The organism is Streptomyces sp. NPDC006551 (assembly GCF_040611675.1).
Lineage (GTDB): Bacteria > Actinomycetota > Actinomycetes > Streptomycetales > Streptomycetaceae > Streptomyces.
On the sequence record NZ_JBEXOT010000003.1, the window covers coordinates 137,019 to 152,591 of the forward strand.

Annotated in this window: 13 protein-coding genes; 6 read left to right on the forward strand and 7 right to left on the reverse strand. The window is 68.8% G+C overall.

The annotated features are described in order from the left end of the window. The 6 genes from yidC (at nucleotide 1) to ABZY12_RS05070 (ending at nucleotide 5,897) form a co-directional block, all read left to right on the forward strand. Nucleotides 1–1,299 (forward strand): membrane protein insertase YidC, encoded by a 1,299-nt coding sequence (yidC, locus tag ABZY12_RS05045; RefSeq protein WP_356887241.1) that lies wholly within the window; start codon nucleotides 1–3, stop codon nucleotides 1,297–1,299. A 14-nt stretch (nucleotides 1,300–1,313) separates the two neighbouring features. Beyond that, the gene (locus ABZY12_RS05050; RefSeq protein ID WP_356887243.1) at nucleotides 1,314–1,826 is read left to right on the forward strand and encodes a R3H domain-containing nucleic acid-binding protein; all 513 of its coding nucleotides are present in this window, start codon (nucleotides 1,314–1,316) and stop codon (nucleotides 1,824–1,826) included. A 117-nt stretch (nucleotides 1,827–1,943) separates the two neighbouring features. Next, complete coding sequence (rsmG, locus tag ABZY12_RS05055; RefSeq protein ID WP_356887245.1) at nucleotides 1,944–2,660, forward strand: 16S rRNA (guanine(527)-N(7))-methyltransferase RsmG; 717 nt, start codon at nucleotides 1,944–1,946, stop codon at nucleotides 2,658–2,660. Nucleotides 2,661–2,927: 267 nt separating this feature from the next. Next, nucleotides 2,928–4,004 (forward strand): AAA family ATPase, encoded by a 1,077-nt coding sequence (locus ABZY12_RS05060; protein ID WP_356887247.1) that lies wholly within the window; start codon nucleotides 2,928–2,930, stop codon nucleotides 4,002–4,004. Then, complete coding sequence (locus ABZY12_RS05065; protein WP_356887249.1) at nucleotides 4,001–5,119, forward strand: ParB/RepB/Spo0J family partition protein; 1,119 nt, start codon at nucleotides 4,001–4,003, stop codon at nucleotides 5,117–5,119. Before ABZY12_RS05060 ends, ABZY12_RS05065 begins: the two co-directional genes overlap by 4 nt. 160 nt (nucleotides 5,120–5,279) lie before the next feature. Further along, nucleotides 5,280–5,897, forward strand: a complete 618-nt coding sequence (locus ABZY12_RS05070; RefSeq protein ID WP_356887251.1) for a GNAT family N-acetyltransferase — start codon at nucleotides 5,280–5,282, stop codon at nucleotides 5,895–5,897. Nucleotides 5,898–5,984: 87 nt separating this feature from the next. Here ABZY12_RS05070 and trxA read toward each other — a convergent pair whose 3' ends face one another. The 7 genes from trxA to ABZY12_RS05105 form a co-directional block, all read right to left on the reverse strand. Continuing rightward, nucleotides 5,985–6,329, reverse strand: a complete 345-nt coding sequence (trxA, locus tag ABZY12_RS05075; protein WP_356887253.1) for a thioredoxin — start codon at nucleotides 6,327–6,329, stop codon at nucleotides 5,985–5,987. 50 nt (nucleotides 6,330–6,379) lie between these two features. Beyond that, the gene (gene trxB, locus ABZY12_RS05080; protein ID WP_356887254.1) at nucleotides 6,380–7,354 is read right to left on the reverse strand and encodes a thioredoxin-disulfide reductase; all 975 of its coding nucleotides are present in this window, start codon (nucleotides 7,352–7,354) and stop codon (nucleotides 6,380–6,382) included. A 127-nt stretch (nucleotides 7,355–7,481) separates the two neighbouring features. Further along, complete coding sequence (locus tag ABZY12_RS05085) at nucleotides 7,482–8,399, reverse strand: hypothetical protein (RefSeq protein ID WP_356887256.1); 918 nt, start codon at nucleotides 8,397–8,399, stop codon at nucleotides 7,482–7,484. Then, nucleotides 8,396–9,100: an RNA polymerase sigma factor SigM gene (sigM, locus tag ABZY12_RS05090; protein WP_356887258.1), complete on the reverse strand. Its 705-nt coding sequence runs from the start codon at nucleotides 9,098–9,100 to the stop codon at nucleotides 8,396–8,398. Before sigM ends, ABZY12_RS05085 begins: the two co-directional genes overlap by 4 nt. A gap of 24 nt (nucleotides 9,101–9,124) precedes the next feature. Further along, entirely contained in the window at nucleotides 9,125–10,837 is a 1,713-nt protein-coding gene (locus ABZY12_RS05095; protein WP_356887260.1) for a protein kinase family protein, read from the reverse strand. 116 nt (nucleotides 10,838–10,953) lie between these two features. Next, the gene (gene murJ, locus ABZY12_RS05100; protein WP_356887262.1) at nucleotides 10,954–13,176 is read right to left on the reverse strand and encodes a murein biosynthesis integral membrane protein MurJ; all 2,223 of its coding nucleotides are present in this window, start codon (nucleotides 13,174–13,176) and stop codon (nucleotides 10,954–10,956) included. A gap of 45 nt (nucleotides 13,177–13,221) precedes the next feature. Beyond that, nucleotides 13,222–15,510 carry a DUF6049 family protein gene (locus tag ABZY12_RS05105; protein ID WP_356887264.1) on the reverse strand — a complete coding sequence of 763 codons (2,289 nt, stop codon included), beginning with the start codon at nucleotides 15,508–15,510 and terminating at the stop codon, nucleotides 13,222–13,224. Between the last annotated feature and the right edge of the window lie 63 nt (nucleotides 15,511–15,573).

The following is a 15,573-nucleotide window of genomic DNA, read 5'->3' on the forward strand; positions in this document are numbered from 1 at the left end:
GTGGACACGATTGCCAGTTTTTTCAGCTTCATCACCTGGCCCGTTTCCTGGGTCATCGTCCAGTTCCACAAGGTGTACGGGGCGATCTTCGGTCCTGACACGGGCTGGGCCTGGGGCCTGTCGATCGTGTCCCTGGTGGTGCTGATCCGGATCTGCCTGATCCCGCTGTTCGTCAAGCAGATCAAGTCCACCCGGAACATGCAGGCGCTCCAGCCGAAGATGAAGGCGATCCAGGAGCGCTACAAGAGCGACAAACAGCGTCAGTCCGAAGAGATGATGAAGCTGTACAAGGAGACGGGCACCAACCCGCTCTCCTCGTGCCTTCCCATCCTGGCGCAGTCACCGTTCTTCTTCGCGCTGTACCACGTGCTCTCGAACATCGCCGAGGGCGACGAGGTCGGTGTCATCAACCAGTCGCTGCTCGAGAGCGCGCGACAGGCGCACATCTTCGGTGCCCCGCTGGCCGCGACCTTCACCGACAGCGCTCAGCACGTCGCCGCCCTCGACGCCTCGCTGACCTCGGTCCGCATCGTCACCGCGATCATGATCATCCTGATGTCGGCCTCGCAGTTCTACACGCAGCGCCAGCTGATGATGAAGAACGTCGACCTCTCCGTGAAGACGCCGTACATGCAGCAGCAGAAGATGCTCATGTACATCTTCCCGGTGATCTTCGCCGTCATGGGCATCAACTTCCCCGTCGGTGTTCTCGTCTACTGGCTGACCACCAACGTGTGGACCATGGGCCAGCAGATGTACGTGATCAGCCAGAACCCGACCCCGGGCAGCAAGGCGCAGGACTCCTACCTCCAGCGGCTGCTGAAGAGCATCACCTCTCACGGTGAGGTCCGGGGCCGTCGCCGGAAGAACGTCGTCAAGGCCATCGTCGTCAAGGGCAGCGACCGCAACGAGAACGAGCGCCGCTTCTTCGCGGGCCTGTCCAAGGCCGGCTTCGCCGCCCAGGCCGACGGCACCGTGATCAAGAGCGACACCATCGCGGCCGAGACCGAGGGCGGCGCCGCTGCCAAGCGGCAGCAGCCCAAGCGTCAGACCAAGGCGAAGCGCCAGGCGTCCACGAGCCAGCAGTCCACGGCGAAGAGCACCGAGGACGCCGCTGAGGAGCCGACCACCTCGCTGGAGAAGAAGCCGCAGGACTCGGCTCAGGATTCCGCCAAGGACTCGGCGCAGGGCGAGAAGCCCGGGCGGCCGAGCCGGGCGAACTCCGGGGCCTCCCGGCAGACAAAGTCCGGTCAGCGCAAGGGCCAGCAGCGGCCCAAGCACCCGTCGTCCAAGAAGTAGAAGGAGTCCATCCCGTGACGGAAGGCACCACCTCCGCCGCCGTAGAGGGTGGCGACACCCTGACCCGCCTGGAGCAGGAGGGTGAGATCGCGGCCGACTACCTCGAGGGTCTCCTCGACATCGCCGACCTCGATGGCGACATCGACATGGACGTCGAGGCCGACCGGGCCGCGGTCTCGATCGTCAGCGACTCGAACAGCCGCGATCTGCAGAAGCTCGTAGGCCGCGACGGCGAGGTGCTGGAGGCTCTCCAGGAGCTGACCCGCCTGGCCGTGCACCGGGAGACCGGTGACCGCAGTCGGTTGATGCTCGACATCGCCGGGTTCCGCGCCAAGAAGCGCGAAGAGCTCGCCGAGATCGGCGCGAAGGCGGCGAACGAGGTGAAGTCCACCGGTGCCCCGGTCAAGCTGGACCCGATGACCCCGTTCGAGCGCAAGGTCGTGCACGACGCGGTCGCCGCCGCCGGCCTGCGCAGTGAGTCCGAGGGCGAGGAGCCGCAGCGCTTCGTCGTCGTCCTCCCTGCCTGACCCCTCTCGCAGTGTCGGCCCCGTCTGCTCGCAGGCGGGGCCGATCTTTGTCAGCCTGATAGTCAGCCACGACAGTGCGCTCGCACGGTATGCGTGCGGTGCGGAAGGACGGTTCCCGTGACGGAGGCAGCGGAGCTCCCCCCTGCGCCTGAGCAGGCGCGGACGGTATTCGGTGAGTACTTCCCGGAGGCCGTCCGGTACGCGGAGCTCCTCGCGGACGCGGGAGTCAAGCGCGGGCTGATCGGCCCGCGCGAGGTTCCCCGCCTGTGGGAGCGCCATCTGCTGAACTGCGCGGTGCTCTCGGAGGTGGTCCCCGAGGGTGTCACCGTCTGCGATGTCGGCTCGGGCGCCGGGCTGCCCGGAATCCCACTGGCCCTGGTCCGGCCTGATCTCAAGATCACGCTGCTGGAGCCACTGCTTCGCCGTACGAACTTCCTCCAGGAGGTCGTGGAGCTGCTGGGGCTGGACCATGTGACGGTGGTCCGAGGCCGTGCCGAGGAGATGCTCGGCAAGCTGCCGCCCGTGCATGTGGTGACCGCTCGCGCCGTGGCCCCCCTCGACCGTCTGGCCGGCTGGGGCGTTCCCCTGTTGCGCCCTTACGGCGAGATGCTGGCTCTCAAGGGCGACACCGCCGAGGAGGAGATCAACGGCGCCCGCGCCGCGCTCTCCAAGCTCGGTGTGGTGAAGACCTCGGTGCTCCAGGTCGGCGAGGGGATCGTGGACCCGCTGTCGACCGTCGTACGGGTGGAGGTCGGGGAGAGCCCGGGGGGTGTGCGGTTCGCCGCCAAGCGGGCCAAGGCTGCCCGTCCGAGCCGCACCCGCCGACGCCGCTGAGCCGTCAACGCCACGCAACTGAGCCGTACAAGCTGCCATACGTACGTATTTCGGAGTGTCGAGCGGTCCTGGGTCTGCGGCGAGTGCATCGTGTTTCACGTGAAACGTCGCTCACTGCTGCAGGGGATCATCAGCCGCGGCCGCGCGGCTGCCACGCCCCGGGACCGCAAACCGCCCGTGAAGCCCCCCGCGAGAGTGAGGGGATTGTCCACAGAGGTGGATTCACCCACAGAACCACGGGCCTCGCTGGTTCACGACCCCGAAAGCATGGCACGCTCTGTTCATCGCGAGCCTGAAGCCGAGGAGAGTGAATCCTTGCGGTCCAACGCCAACATCGCGGGACCGATGACCGATCCGGTCCCCGGTCCCCGAACCGAATCGGTGGGGGAGGATGTTTCACGTGAAACACCGCCCCCGATGGACGACACCCCCATTGGTCGTGCTGCCCAGCTGGCAGTAGAGGCGCTGGGTCGTGCCGGCGAGGGCCTTCCCCGGCCTCCCCAGACCCGCGTGATGGTGGTCGCCAACCAGAAGGGCGGAGTCGGCAAGACGACCACAACGGTCAACCTTGCCGCTTCCCTGGCGCTGCACGGCGCACGGGTCCTGGTGATCGACCTCGACCCCCAGGGCAATGCCTCGACGGCGCTGGGCATCGACCACCATGCCGACGTCCCCTCCATCTATGACGTCCTGGTGGAGAGCAAGCCGCTCTCCGACGTGGTGCAGCCCGTCCAGGACGTCGAAGGCCTCTTCTGCGCCCCTGCCACCATCGATCTCGCCGGTGCGGAGATCGAGCTGGTGTCGCTGGTGGCGCGGGAGAGTCGACTGCAGCGAGCGATCCAGGCGTACGAGCAGCCGCTGGACTACATCCTGATCGACTGCCCGCCCTCGCTCGGTCTGCTCACGGTCAACGCCCTGGTGGCGGGGGCCGAGGTGCTGATCCCGATCCAGTGCGAGTACTACGCGCTGGAGGGCCTGGGCCAGCTCCTGCGGAATGTCGACCTGGTGCGGGGGCACCTCAACCCCACGCTCCATGTGTCGACGATTCTGCTCACTATGTACGACGGCCGGACGAGGCTCGCGTCCCAGGTCGCCGACGAGGTGCGCAGTCACTTCGGCGAAGAGGTGCTGCGGACCAGCATTCCAAGGTCCGTACGGATCTCGGAAGCGCCGAGCTACGGGCAGACCGTACTCACTTACGACCCGGGCTCCAGTGGTTCACTGTCGTATCTCGAGGCGGCCCGTGAGATCGCGCTGCGGGGGGTCGGTATCCACTACGACGCCCAGAACGCCCATGTGGGCCAGCAGAACAGCCAGCGAAGCATGTCGGAGGGGATCCAGTGAGTGAGCGACGTAGGGGATTGGGGCGTGGGCTCGGTGCGCTGATCCCTGCTGCTCCCCAGGAGCGGCAGGCGCCGGCCGTCGGTGTGGGGTCGGGATCGGCCTCGCCCGGTGCCATTCCGGCGCTGTCCTCGGATCGAGGGGTGGCCGCTGCGAAGGTGGCGGCTCTTCCGCAGAGCCCGCAGTCCCCGGACTCCGTGGTGCCTGTACCGGTGCCGGCGGCCGAGGTGGAGCCGGTTGCCGAGCTGGACTCCCCCGCCGGGGCGCACTTCGCCGAGCTGCCGCTGGAGTTCATCACGCCCAACCCGCGCCAGCCTCGTGAGGTCTTCGACGAGGACGCGCTGGCGGAGCTGGTCACTTCCATCAAGGAGGTCGGCCTGCTGCAGCCCGTCGTCGTACGGCAGTTGGGTCCCGAGCGTTACGAACTCATCATGGGTGAGCGTCGCTGGAGGGCCTGTCGTGAGGCGGGCCTGGAGCGTATCCCCGCGATCGTTCGCGCCACGGACGACGAGAAGCTTCTGCTGGACGCCCTCCTGGAGAACCTGCACCGAGCTCAGTTGAACCCGCTGGAAGAGGCGGCCGCCTACGACCAGCTGCTCAAGGACTTCAACTGCACCCATGACCAGCTGGCCGACCGGATCGGGCGTTCGCGCCCCCAGGTCTCCAACACGCTGCGTCTGCTGCGGCTCTCGCCCCCGGTTCAGCGTCGGGTCGCTGCCGGTGTTCTGTCGGCTGGGCATGCCCGTGCCCTGCTCTCCGTGGACGATCCGGAGACGCAGGACAAGCTGGCGTACCGGATCGTGGCGGAGGGGCTCTCGGTGCGTGCGGTCGAGGAGATCGTCACGCTGATGGGTTCGGAGCCCACGTCCACGGCCAAGCCGAAGGGGCCGCGGGCGGGAACCCGTGTCTCCCCGGCGCTCACCGACCTGGCCTCCCGGCTCTCGGATCGCTTCGAGACCCGGGTGAAGGTCGACCTCGGCCAGAAGAAGGGCAAGATCGTCGTCGAGTTCGCCTCGGTGGAGGATCTCGACCGGATCCTCGCGACCCTGGCGCCCGGAGAGGGACGCGTCATGGACCTCGGCAACGCCGAGCAGAGTGAGGAAGACACCGCGGGCTGATCCACCCCTCTGCCTGTCCCCAGGGCGGGCCGTGATCCGGTGAAAGACCGGAACACGGCCCGCCCTTTGGCTGTGGACGGTATCGACCTGATCGCCCCATCGATACGATTCTGGGAGGGCGTATCCGTGCTGCGTTGGCCGAGGGAAGCGAGGAACAGCCGTGGGGCGTCGGCTTGTACCGCTCACGCTGGACAACCTTCCGGACCTCCCCAAGCGGTGTCGCTCCTGTGTCTTCTGGGAGCTCGACCCGGTCAGCGGGGAGGCCGCGGTGAAGGCGGGGCGACCCGAACTGGAGAAGGAGGCCTGGATCTCCGCCGTACTCCTGGAATGGGGATCTTGCGGTCGGGTGGTCTATGTCGACGAGGTGCCCGTCGGCTTCGTCCTCTATGCGCCTCCGGCCTATGTGCCCCGCTCCATGGCCTTCCCCACCAGTCCGGTCTCCGCGGACGCCGTGCAGTTGATGACGGCCTGGATCATGCCGGGGTACCAGGGACAGGGGCTGGGCCGGACGATGGTGCAGACCGTCGCCAAGGATCTGCTGCGGCGCGGTTTCAAGGCGATCGAGGCGTTCGGCGACGCCCGGTGGAAGGAACCCGCCTGTGTGCTGCCGGCGGAGCATCTTCTGGCGGTGGGATTCAAGACCGTCCGGCCCCATCCCGCCCATCCTCGGCTGAGGCTCGAACTGAGAACGACGCTCTCCTGGAAGGAGGACGTCGAGCTGGCGCTGGACCGGCTCCTCGGCGCGGTCCAGAAGGAGCCGGCTCTTCGGCCTCTCTAGCCGACCTCATGTCAGCCCGTACGACGACGGCCCGCCCCATGCGGGGCGGGCCGTCGCTGTTTCACGTGAAACAGGGCACAGGGCGGGTCAGCCCTTGGCGACCTCGTCGGAGACGAAGCCCTCGAGGTCCCGGAGGATCGCGGCCTTCGGCTTGGCGCCGACGATGGTCTTCACGACCTCGCCGTTCTGGTAGACGTTCAGTGTCGGGATCGACATGACGCCGTACTTGGCAGCCGTGGCCGGGTTCTCGTCGATGTTCAGCTTCACGACCTCGATCTCGCCGTGCTCGGCGGCGATGGCCTCGAGCGACGGAGCGATCTGGCGGCACGGACCGCACCAGGCGGCCCAGAAGTCCACCAGGACGGGCTTGTCGCTCTTGAGGACGTCGTCCTCGAAGGAAGCGTCGGTCACGTTCTTCAGGGCGCCGGCCACGGCGACCTCCTTAACTTCGCGGGGTGTGGGGTGAGGAATGCCGGGTGGGGTCAGACCGCGGGGGTCTTCTCCGGCTCGGCGAACTTGTCGGTGTCGGCAAGAGCGGCCAGGAAGCGCTCGGCATCGAGAGCGGAGGAGCAGCCGGTGCCGGCGGCGGTGATCGCCTGACGGTAGGTGTGGTCGACCACGTCGCCGGCGCCGAAGACACCGGGAAGGTTCGTCCGCGTCGAGGGAGCGTCGACCTTGAGGTAGCCCTCGTCGTCCAGCTCGAGCTGACCCTTGAAGAGCTCGGTGCGCGGGTCGTGGCCCACGGCGATGAAGAGACCGGTGACGGGAAGCTCGCTGGTCTCGCCCGTCTTGGTGTTCCGCAGCGTCAGGCCGGAGAGCTTCTGGTCACCATGGATCTCGGCGACCTCGCTGTCCCACGCGAACTTGATCTTCGGGTCGGCGAAGGCGCGCTCCTGCATGGCCTTGGAGGCGCGCAGGGTGTCACGGCGATGGACGATGGTGACCGACTTGGCGAAGCGCGAGAGGAACGTGGCCTCCTCCATCGCCGTGTCGCCGCCGCCGACGACGGCGATGTCCTGGTCCTTGAAGAAGAACCCGTCGCAGGTGGCGCACCAGGAGACACCGCGGCCGGAGAGCGCGTCCTCGTTGGGGAGGCCGAGCTTGCGGTGCTGAGAGCCGGTCGTGACGATGACGGCCTTGGCACGGTGCACGGTCCCGGCGGTGTCCGTGACGGTCTTGATGTCACCGGTCAGGTCCACGGCGACGACATCGTCCGGAACCAGCTCGGCGCCGAAGCGCTCGGCCTGGGCGCGCATGTTGTCCATCAGGTCGGGGCCCATGATGCCGTCACGGAAGCCGGGGAAGTTCTCCACGTCGGTCGTGTTCATCAGGGCGCCACCGGCGGTGACTGCTCCCTCGAAGACCAGCGGCTTCAGCGACGCTCGCGCTGTGTAGAGCGCGGCGGTGTAACCCGCGGGCCCGGAGCCGATGATGATCACGTTACGGACGTCGCTCACGGGTTTCTTCCTCGTCTCTGCAGACTGCCTACTGCCTACGGGGCGGTCGGGTCGATGACTCTCACCCCACCCAACGGATCCTACGGGGCGCGCATTCCCGAGAGCGCCGCGCGGCACGGCGGGGAGGTCAGGAGCGAGGGTAGGACTGCGTCAGCAGAACCTCGGCCTTGCCCTTTCCTCCGCCGTCCGCACAGGAGGCGTCCAGCACATAGGCCTGCACCTGAGAGCGTTCGGTGCGGTGGGGCAGGACGAGGAGATAGGCGGGCCGACCGTCGTAGTCGCCCCTCTGGAAGGCGATGACCAGGTCGGGGCGGTCGGTACCGGCCTTGACGCACGCGGGCAGTGCCTCGGCGATGCCGCGCTTGGGGGTATCGCCCCCTTCAGCGGACATCGACTCGGGACTGCTCTCCTTGGGAGCCTTGAGAGGCGCGTCCTGATGCAGGAGTGCCTGGACCCGTGTTTCGACCGTCTCGCCCTCGAAACGGGTCGTCGCGGCACCGCTGACTGCCGTGTCGCGCTTCTTGTCCCCCGACTCGCTGCTGAGGGTCTGGATGCCCCCCTGGACGAAGAACAGGCTGAGTCCCAGAGCGGCGGCCCCGAAGGCCGCGCCGAGGGCCGCGACGCGGCGCCGGTGGGTCTTGCCGGGACGACCGGGGCCGGTGGCCGCGCGAGGCCGGCCGGCGGGCCGATCCCCGCCCGGCTCGGGAGTGGCGGAGGGGCGGGCGTCTCGGAGGGTGGTCGCTGTTTCACGTGAAACATCAGCATCCGCCTCGGGCCTGCTGGCATGGAGCAACGCTTCCGCCGCCAGAGCGGCGTCGATGCGACCGGCGATCTCGGCGGGCATCCGCGGCGGGCCGGGCAACGTTCCCAACAGTCCCCGGATCTCTTCGAGGGAGGTCCGTACATCCGCGCACAGGGAGCAGCCGTCGACATGGCGTCGTACGGAGGCGGTACGGGACGGGGAAAGCAGCCCCTCGGTGAGGTCGGAGATCTCCGAGACGTCCGGGTGCTGTGTTGTGTCGGCTCTGCCGGTCGTGGAAGTCACGCGCGCCCACCTCCGCCCTTCACAGCAGCCGGACCATTCGATCCGTTATCCGTTGGCCCCGACACCGGTGGGACGGATGTCCCCGGCGTCCGGTTCCTTCCCCGGTCGGAGGCTTCGTTACCCCCCGTATCGGCGCGCAGATGGATGAGCATCGGCAGCAACCGGGCACGCCCGCGTGCACAGCGGCTCTTCACCGTTCCGGTGGGCACATCCAGGATGCGGGCAGCCTCCGCCACCGGGTATCCCTGCATGTCGACCAGGACGAGGGCCGCCCGCTGGTCCTCGGGGAGCTTGGCCAACGCGGCCAGCAGTTCGCGGTGGAGGTCCTGGCGCTCAGCGGGCGCCTCAGCCGACTCGACCGGTTCGAGGAGCTGCTCGAAGCGCGCGGTGTCATCCATGGGGGACGTCTTGCGGGAGGCGGTCTTGCGGGCCCGGTCGAGGCAGGCGTTCACGGTGATGCGGTGGAGCCAGGTGGTGACGGCCGACTGGCCGCGGAAGGTGTGGGCGGCCCGGAAGGCGGAGACGAGGGCGTCCTGGACGGCGTCAGCGGCCTCCTCGCGGTCCCCCAGCGTCCGCAGCGCCACCGCCCACAGCCGATCGCGGTGGCGCCGCACGAGCTCACCGAAGGCGTCCGGGTCACCGGCCACATGCCACGTCAGGAGTTCCTGGTCGCTGATGTCGCCGTATATCGCATCGTCCAACGGTGACCCCCCTCCCTTCGGCCGTCAGCTGGTGATCTTGATGTCCGTGACCTTGCCGCGGAAGTCGCCCTCGTTGCTGGCGGGCAGCTCGGTCAGCCAGACCAGAACGTAGCGCGTCGTCACAGGCTTCGTGGGCTTCAGCGACACCTTGGTGCCGGAGCCCGAAGCCTGAGTGGCGAAGCCGCCCGGAGTGGTCGGCTCGGCCGAGGCGTCCGCCGGGGCGGTCCGCAGTTGCACCGAGGTGTCTCCCAGGAAGGAGACCTCGACCGAGCCGACCTGCTGAGCCTTGCCCAGGTCGAGGATGAGGCCCACGCCTTCCTTGAGCCGACCGAAGTCGGCGCTGTAGTAACCGTCGGTGTTCCAGAAACTGCTCGGGTCGCCGTCGTAGGCGTTCTTTATGCCCTGTGGCTTCTCGGAGCCGGAACCGAGCGGGTCGAAGTCGCGCGCCCCGACGATCGCGATCGGCTTGCCCGTCGCGACTTTTTCCTTCTCGTCGTCGGTGTTCTGTGGCTGTGTGTTCTGCGGGGTCTCGGTGTCCTTGTTCCGCTGGTCGAGCAGCCGGTCCGCGATCTGCCAGCTGCCCAGTCCCAGAGCGGCGATGAGCAGCGCGGAGACGGCCCACTTCAGGGCCCGCCCGGTACGGCTCTCCAGGGGCGCCGGCGGCGCGACCACCGGCTGGGTGACCGCGATGCCCGGGCGCTGCTGCGGACGGCCGTACGTGCCCTGCTGGTAGGTGGTGCGCTGGTACTCGGGCGGTGTGGGGAACTCCGGCTCCGGCGGGCGGATGCGGGGCATCGCCGCGACGGCCTTGGCGAGTTCGTCCGGGGTGGTACAGGGGGGCTCTTGGCGTGAGGCGGTGGCGCCGTCGTTGACCAGGGCTCGCATGGCGATCTCGGAGAGGCCGCGATGGACCCCGGCCCGTACCTGGTCGGGGGCGAGCAGTCCTACGCCCTTGGGGAGGCCGGAGAGGCCGTAGGCGTCGCTGTCGTACGGCCAGCGCTGGGTCAGGGCCGCGTACAGCAGGGCCCCGATCGCCTCGGTGTCGGTGCGCTGGGGCCGCTCGGCGCTGATGCCGCGGAGTGCGGCGTTCACGGCGAGGCCGCGGATCCGGTACTGGCCGGTGGAGCTGCGCAGTACGGCGCTCGGGGTGAGGCGCAGGTGGGCGAGTCCCTCGCGATGGGCGGCTGCCATGGCCTGGGAGACCTGGCTGACGAGCTGGTAGGCGTCGTGCGGTTCCAGCGGCCCCGACGCCAGCAGCGTGGTGAGTTCCGTGGAGTCGGGGAGCCACTCGTGCACCACGTACACGAGGTCGTTCTCCTCGACGGCGTCGAGTACCTGGACGAAGCGGGGGTCGCCGAGCAGCGCCGAGGAGCGGGCCGCGGCGAGCACCGAACGGGCCCGGGGGTGGTCTGCGGGCAGGAGATGGACGCCGACCGCCCGACGCAGTTTCTCGTCGACGGCTCGCCAACTGCTGAAACCGTCCAGACGGGTGACGCACTCCTCGAGGCGGTAGCGCCTGGCCAGTTTGTGCCCGCTGTGCAGCTCGGGTGTCTCGATGGAGGGCTGCTCGCCGTTCTGCCGGTTGTCGGCATCGTTGTCCGCGTCATCGGCGGACTTCTCCGCCTTGTCCTGCGCTTTCGCCACCCCGTCGGTCGCGGCCTTGCCCGCCTTGGCGGTCAGCGGGTCGTCACCGCTGTTGTCGGCCACGTCGACGGCAGCCGTGCTACGTTCCGCCACCGTCGTTCCTGCCTCCCCATCCGTTGCGCCACATCCAACAGCCAAGCCAATTGTGCCCACAGTCGGCCGCTATGCACGACACACGGCGGCCGACGATGGTTGTGCGGGACGGTGTCCTACCGTCCGAGGCGCCCACGGACCATACCGACCATGGAGTTCAGCTCCTCGATCCGCATGCGCTTGGCCGCTACGAAGAAGACGCCGAGCAGGACGACACCGCCGACGAGCAGGGCCACGAGCGAGCCGAGAGCCCCTTCGCCCAGGGCCTTCAGCAGGCCGAAGCCGACTGCTCCGGCCACGATCGCGGCGGGCAGGGAGGCCAGACAGAGGCGGGCGTAGGTCCGCATGACATGGGCACCGTCCAGGTCGCCGCCCAGCCGGTTGCGCAGTCGGCGCCAGGCGACGCCGACACCCACGGCGTAGGCGAGACCGTACGAGGCGGCCATGCCGACGACGGCCCACTGGGCCGGCAGCACGAAGTAACAGGCGGCCGAGGCCGCCGCGTTGACGGCGGCGACGATGACCGTGTTGTAGAACGGCGTCCGGGTGTCCTCGTAGGCGTAGAAGCCGCGGAGCACGACGTACTGGACCGAGTACGGGATGAGTCCGAGGCCGAAGGCCATCAGGATGAAGCCCATGCCCTGGGCGGCCTGGAGGCCGCTGGAGGCGTACAGCAGGGTGCACATCGGGACGCCGAGGGCCAGGAAGGCGAAGGAGACCGGGACGATCGCGACGGCGGAGTTGCGCAGACCCTGAGAGATGTCGTCACGGACGGCGCCGGGGTCGTCGTCGTGGGCCGCGCGCGAGATACGGGGCAGGAGGGCGGCCATGACCGAGACGGTGATGATGGCCTGCGGCATGCCCCAGATGAGCTGGGCGTTGGAGTACGCCAGGAAGCCGGCGCCGCTCTTGCCGGATTCCTCACCGGCGGCGGTGGCGAGCTGAGTGACGACCAGCACACCGGCCTGGTTGGCGAGGACGAACAGTACGGTCCACTTGGCGAGTTTGACCGTCTTGCCGAGACCGTGGCCCTTCCAGTCGAAGCGGGGACGGAACCGGAAGCCCGCCTCGCGGAGGTAGGGAATCATCGCCAGGGCCTGGACGACCAGGCCGAGCAGGGTGCCGACGCCGAGCAGGCGGACGCCGTCGTCGGGAATGGTCTGCACACCCATCTGTGACTCGGCCGAGGTGCCGTAGACCCAGATGAACAGACCGAACGTGACGATCATGACGATGTTGTTGAGGACCGGGGTCCACATCATCGCGCCGAACTTGCCACGAGCGTTGAGGATCTGACCCATCACCACATGAACACCCATGAAGAAGATGGTGGGCAGGCAGTAGCGGGCGAAGGTCACGGCGACGCTGTTGGCCGCGGCGTCGTCGGCGATGGTGTTGGACATCAGCCGGATCAGCAGCGGGGCCGCGAAGACGGCGATCGCGACGATCGCGCCGAGGGCCACCATGACCAGGGTCAGGAGACGGTTGGCGTACGCCTCGCCGCCGTCCTCGTCGTTCTTCATCGAGCGGACCAGCTGCGGCACGAAGACCGAGTTGAGGCCGCCGCCGATGGTGAGGATGTAGATCATCGTCGGCAGGGTGTACGCGACGGTGAAGGTGTCGCCGAGCAGGGCGGCGCCGAGCGCGCCGGTGATCACCAGGCTGCGGACGAAGCCGGTGAGGCGGGACACCAGGGTGCCGGCCGCCATCACCGCGCTCGACTTCAGCAGCCCGGAGGCGCGGCCGGTCTTCTTCGGGGCGGGGGCGGGCATCGGATTCGGCTCCGGAGCGGGCGAAGGCACCTGTCCGGGGGTCTGCTGGTCCCGGAAGAGGTGCGCGAAGGCGTCCGGCTCGGGCTGCTCGTCGCCGGCCCGGGTCACCAGGTCGTCCACGCCGGTGAACTGGACCGTGCGGGCGTCGTCGCCGTAGGGCAGATGGCGTGAAGGGCCGTCGGGCTCGGGCGCGGGGGTCTGCGCCCAGACCCGCGGGTCCGGGGCGTGCTGGGGTGCGGCCGGCTGCTGGTAGAGCGGCTGAGGCTCCTGGTAGGTGCCCGGCGGCGGCGGTGGGTGCGCCGCGCGGTCGTAGAGCGCTTCCGTCACCGGGTCCTGCGCGGACAGGTCCTGTGCCCGGTACGGATCATGGGCATAGGCGTCCTGGACATACGGGTCCTGGGGGAGCTGATCCCGGGCGTACTGGTCCTGTGCGTAGGGGTCCGGCACGGGCTGCTGCTGCGGCGGAACCGGCGCCTGGCCGGGGCCCGTGGACGCCGGGGGCGTTCCACCGGACGGCTCGGTGCCGCCCGCGCCCTGGCCGCGGTCACCGTCGTACGGCGCGTTCATGGTTACCCCACCTCATCGTCCCCGGCCGACCGGCCACGACATCGCTCAACGGTCCACTTTCTCACTCGCGCCCGACGGGTCGCCGCTTTCGGGACCGGTGTCCGGTGTCAGGTCACTCGGCTGCTCGGGATCGTCGTCCTCCGCGGCCTCCGCTTCGGCGTTTTTGGCCGCCGCGCGCTTGCGCTGGGTGTACATCCGTACACCGGCGAGAACGAGCAGCAGCACACCGCCGGCGAGGACGAGCATCACGGTCGACGTGATCTCGGAGACCTTCACGGTGAAGGTGATCGGCTCACCGTAAGGCTTGCCGTCCTCGGTGAAGAGCTGGGCCGTCATGGGGACCGGTCCGTTGGCGTTGGCCGAGGCCGTGAACTTCACCGACTGGCTGTGCCCGCCGTTGATCACGACTGGACGTTCGGCGATGGCGACACCGCCGTCGAGCTGCAGACGTGTCTTGTTGCCGGAGGTCAGCCGCAGCACCAGGTGATCCACGCCCTGGAGCAGCCTGTTCTGAACGGTCACCGGGATGGTGGCACTGCGCCCGGAGAGCATGAGATCGGACTTGTCGATCAGCTCGACCTCTTTGGTGAGGCCCCGCAGATAGTTCAGTACGCCGATCCGGTACAGCGAGGCCGAGGGGCCCTGACCGCGCCAGGACGTGGACATCTCACGACTGATCGCGTTGCCGAAGGGAGTCACCACCCGGTCCGGCTGGGTCAGGATGACCTTGAATTCGTCCAGTTCCTCACGGGTGGCCTTCATGTCGCGGAAGGCCTCGACCGGCAGCTCCTGCTTGCGCAGCTCCTGCGGATAGCGGGAGGCGCTGGGCACCTTGGTGGTGGCGTCCGGGTCCGGCTTCACCGCGGCGGCCGCGATCAGGTCGAGCGGCTGTGTCCAGCGCTGGGCGGCCAGTCCGTGCAGCGCGGTCGCCATGCTCTGTGCCTGGGCGGTCGTCGGCATCCGCTGCGGGGCGACCACGACGCTGCGCTGCTCGTCGGGCTGCTCCAGGGTGACGGCGAGCGACTGGGCCAGGAACTCCTGGACGGCGAGCGTGGAGTTTCCCGTACGGACCATGTCGCCCTCGAAGGCCGTCGAGAGATAGGCGTCGCTGACGATGGCGGTGGTGCCGCCGCCGATGGGTCGCGCGGCCGTGGGGGTGTAGGGGAGATCGTCCTGGAAGGTGTCGCTGCGGGCGATCACCTTGTGGGCTCCGGCCGAGGTCGCCACATCCATGATCGAGGGGTCGACGGCTCCGTCGACCGGCCAGGAGAAGTCGGTGGACGGTGTCACGTGGAGGGTGGTCTCCACGGTCCTCGCGGCCAACTCCGTCGCCAGCTGGAGATGGCTCAGCGATCCGGGGACGTCCTTCCCGCGGTGTGCCAGGGAGGCGATGTCAGGATCGGCGAACGGCAGGGCGACGACCTTGCGGCCCGCCACCGCCTTCTCCAGGGAGTCCAGCCACCGCTCGGCGACCGCCTGGTTCGTCCCCGGCACGGTGTCCGTGCCGGCCTTGACGCGATAGCTGCCGGTCATGGCATCGACGGTGGCGAGCAGGTCCGGATCGATCACCCAGGTGACCGGAAGGTCCTTGCCCAGCGCGACCATCTGCTCCAGACGTCCCCCCGGGGCGAGCTCGGCGGCCAGGTCGTCATTCTCGAAGACCGGCGTCTGCTGGTCGTCCGAGCCGGTCTCCGCCGACACATGCGCCGAGGAGACGAGGGGCCAGAGAGAGGTGAGCTGTGTCTTCTTCTCCGTGGCTTCGGGCTGGTAGGGCAGGAAGGTCCGCTCGATGCCGAGGACTTGCCCGCCGGGCTGGGCGACCGTCCGCCCCGAGAGGGAGACCCCCAGCTGGTAGACGCCCGCGTCCTTGAGTCCGAGCTTGGAGACCGGGACGGACAGCGTGAACTCCTTGCTGAGGCCGGCCGCCAGCCGCGGGATCTTGACGGTGTGGGCGCCGCCGAGGGCCGCCGGATCGCTGCCCGGCCGGAAGCCGGTCCGCCCGGAGACCTGGTCGATCTCGCTTCGGCTGGTCATACGGGGGCCGACCCGGAGGTCCACCGTGGCATCCGTGACGGCCTGCTTGCTCTGGTTCGTCACCGTGCCGGAGATCGTGAGGGTGTCGCTCTCCAGAGGAGCGGTCGGCGCGAGCGTGTCGAGGGACACACTGACCGTCCTGGACCCGCTCGCGTCGTCGGCGGCCATCGCCGGAGGCGCGGCGGGGCCCTGCAGCAGGCCGGCCAGGAGTGGCGTTCCGGCGACCAGGGAGGCCGCGCGCCGCAGCCAGCGACGGGCAGGTGAGGGAACGGTCCCCTGGTTGTCTGCCGCCTCGGCCACGCGTTCGCCCGTCCTCGTCGTATCAGTGGTGTCGGTGGTTCCCGGTTGCTGTGTCCACGCATG

Bases quoted from the DNA above. Each gene is read 5' to 3' on its own strand.
- ABZY12_RS05060 (WP_356887247.1), top strand. From the start codon at position 2,928: ATGGCACGCTCTGTTCATCGCGAGCCTGAAGCCGAGGAGAGTGAATCC.
- murJ (WP_356887262.1), bottom strand. From the start codon at position 13,176: ATGAACGCGCCGTACGACGGTGACCGCGGCCAGGGCGCGGGCGGCACC.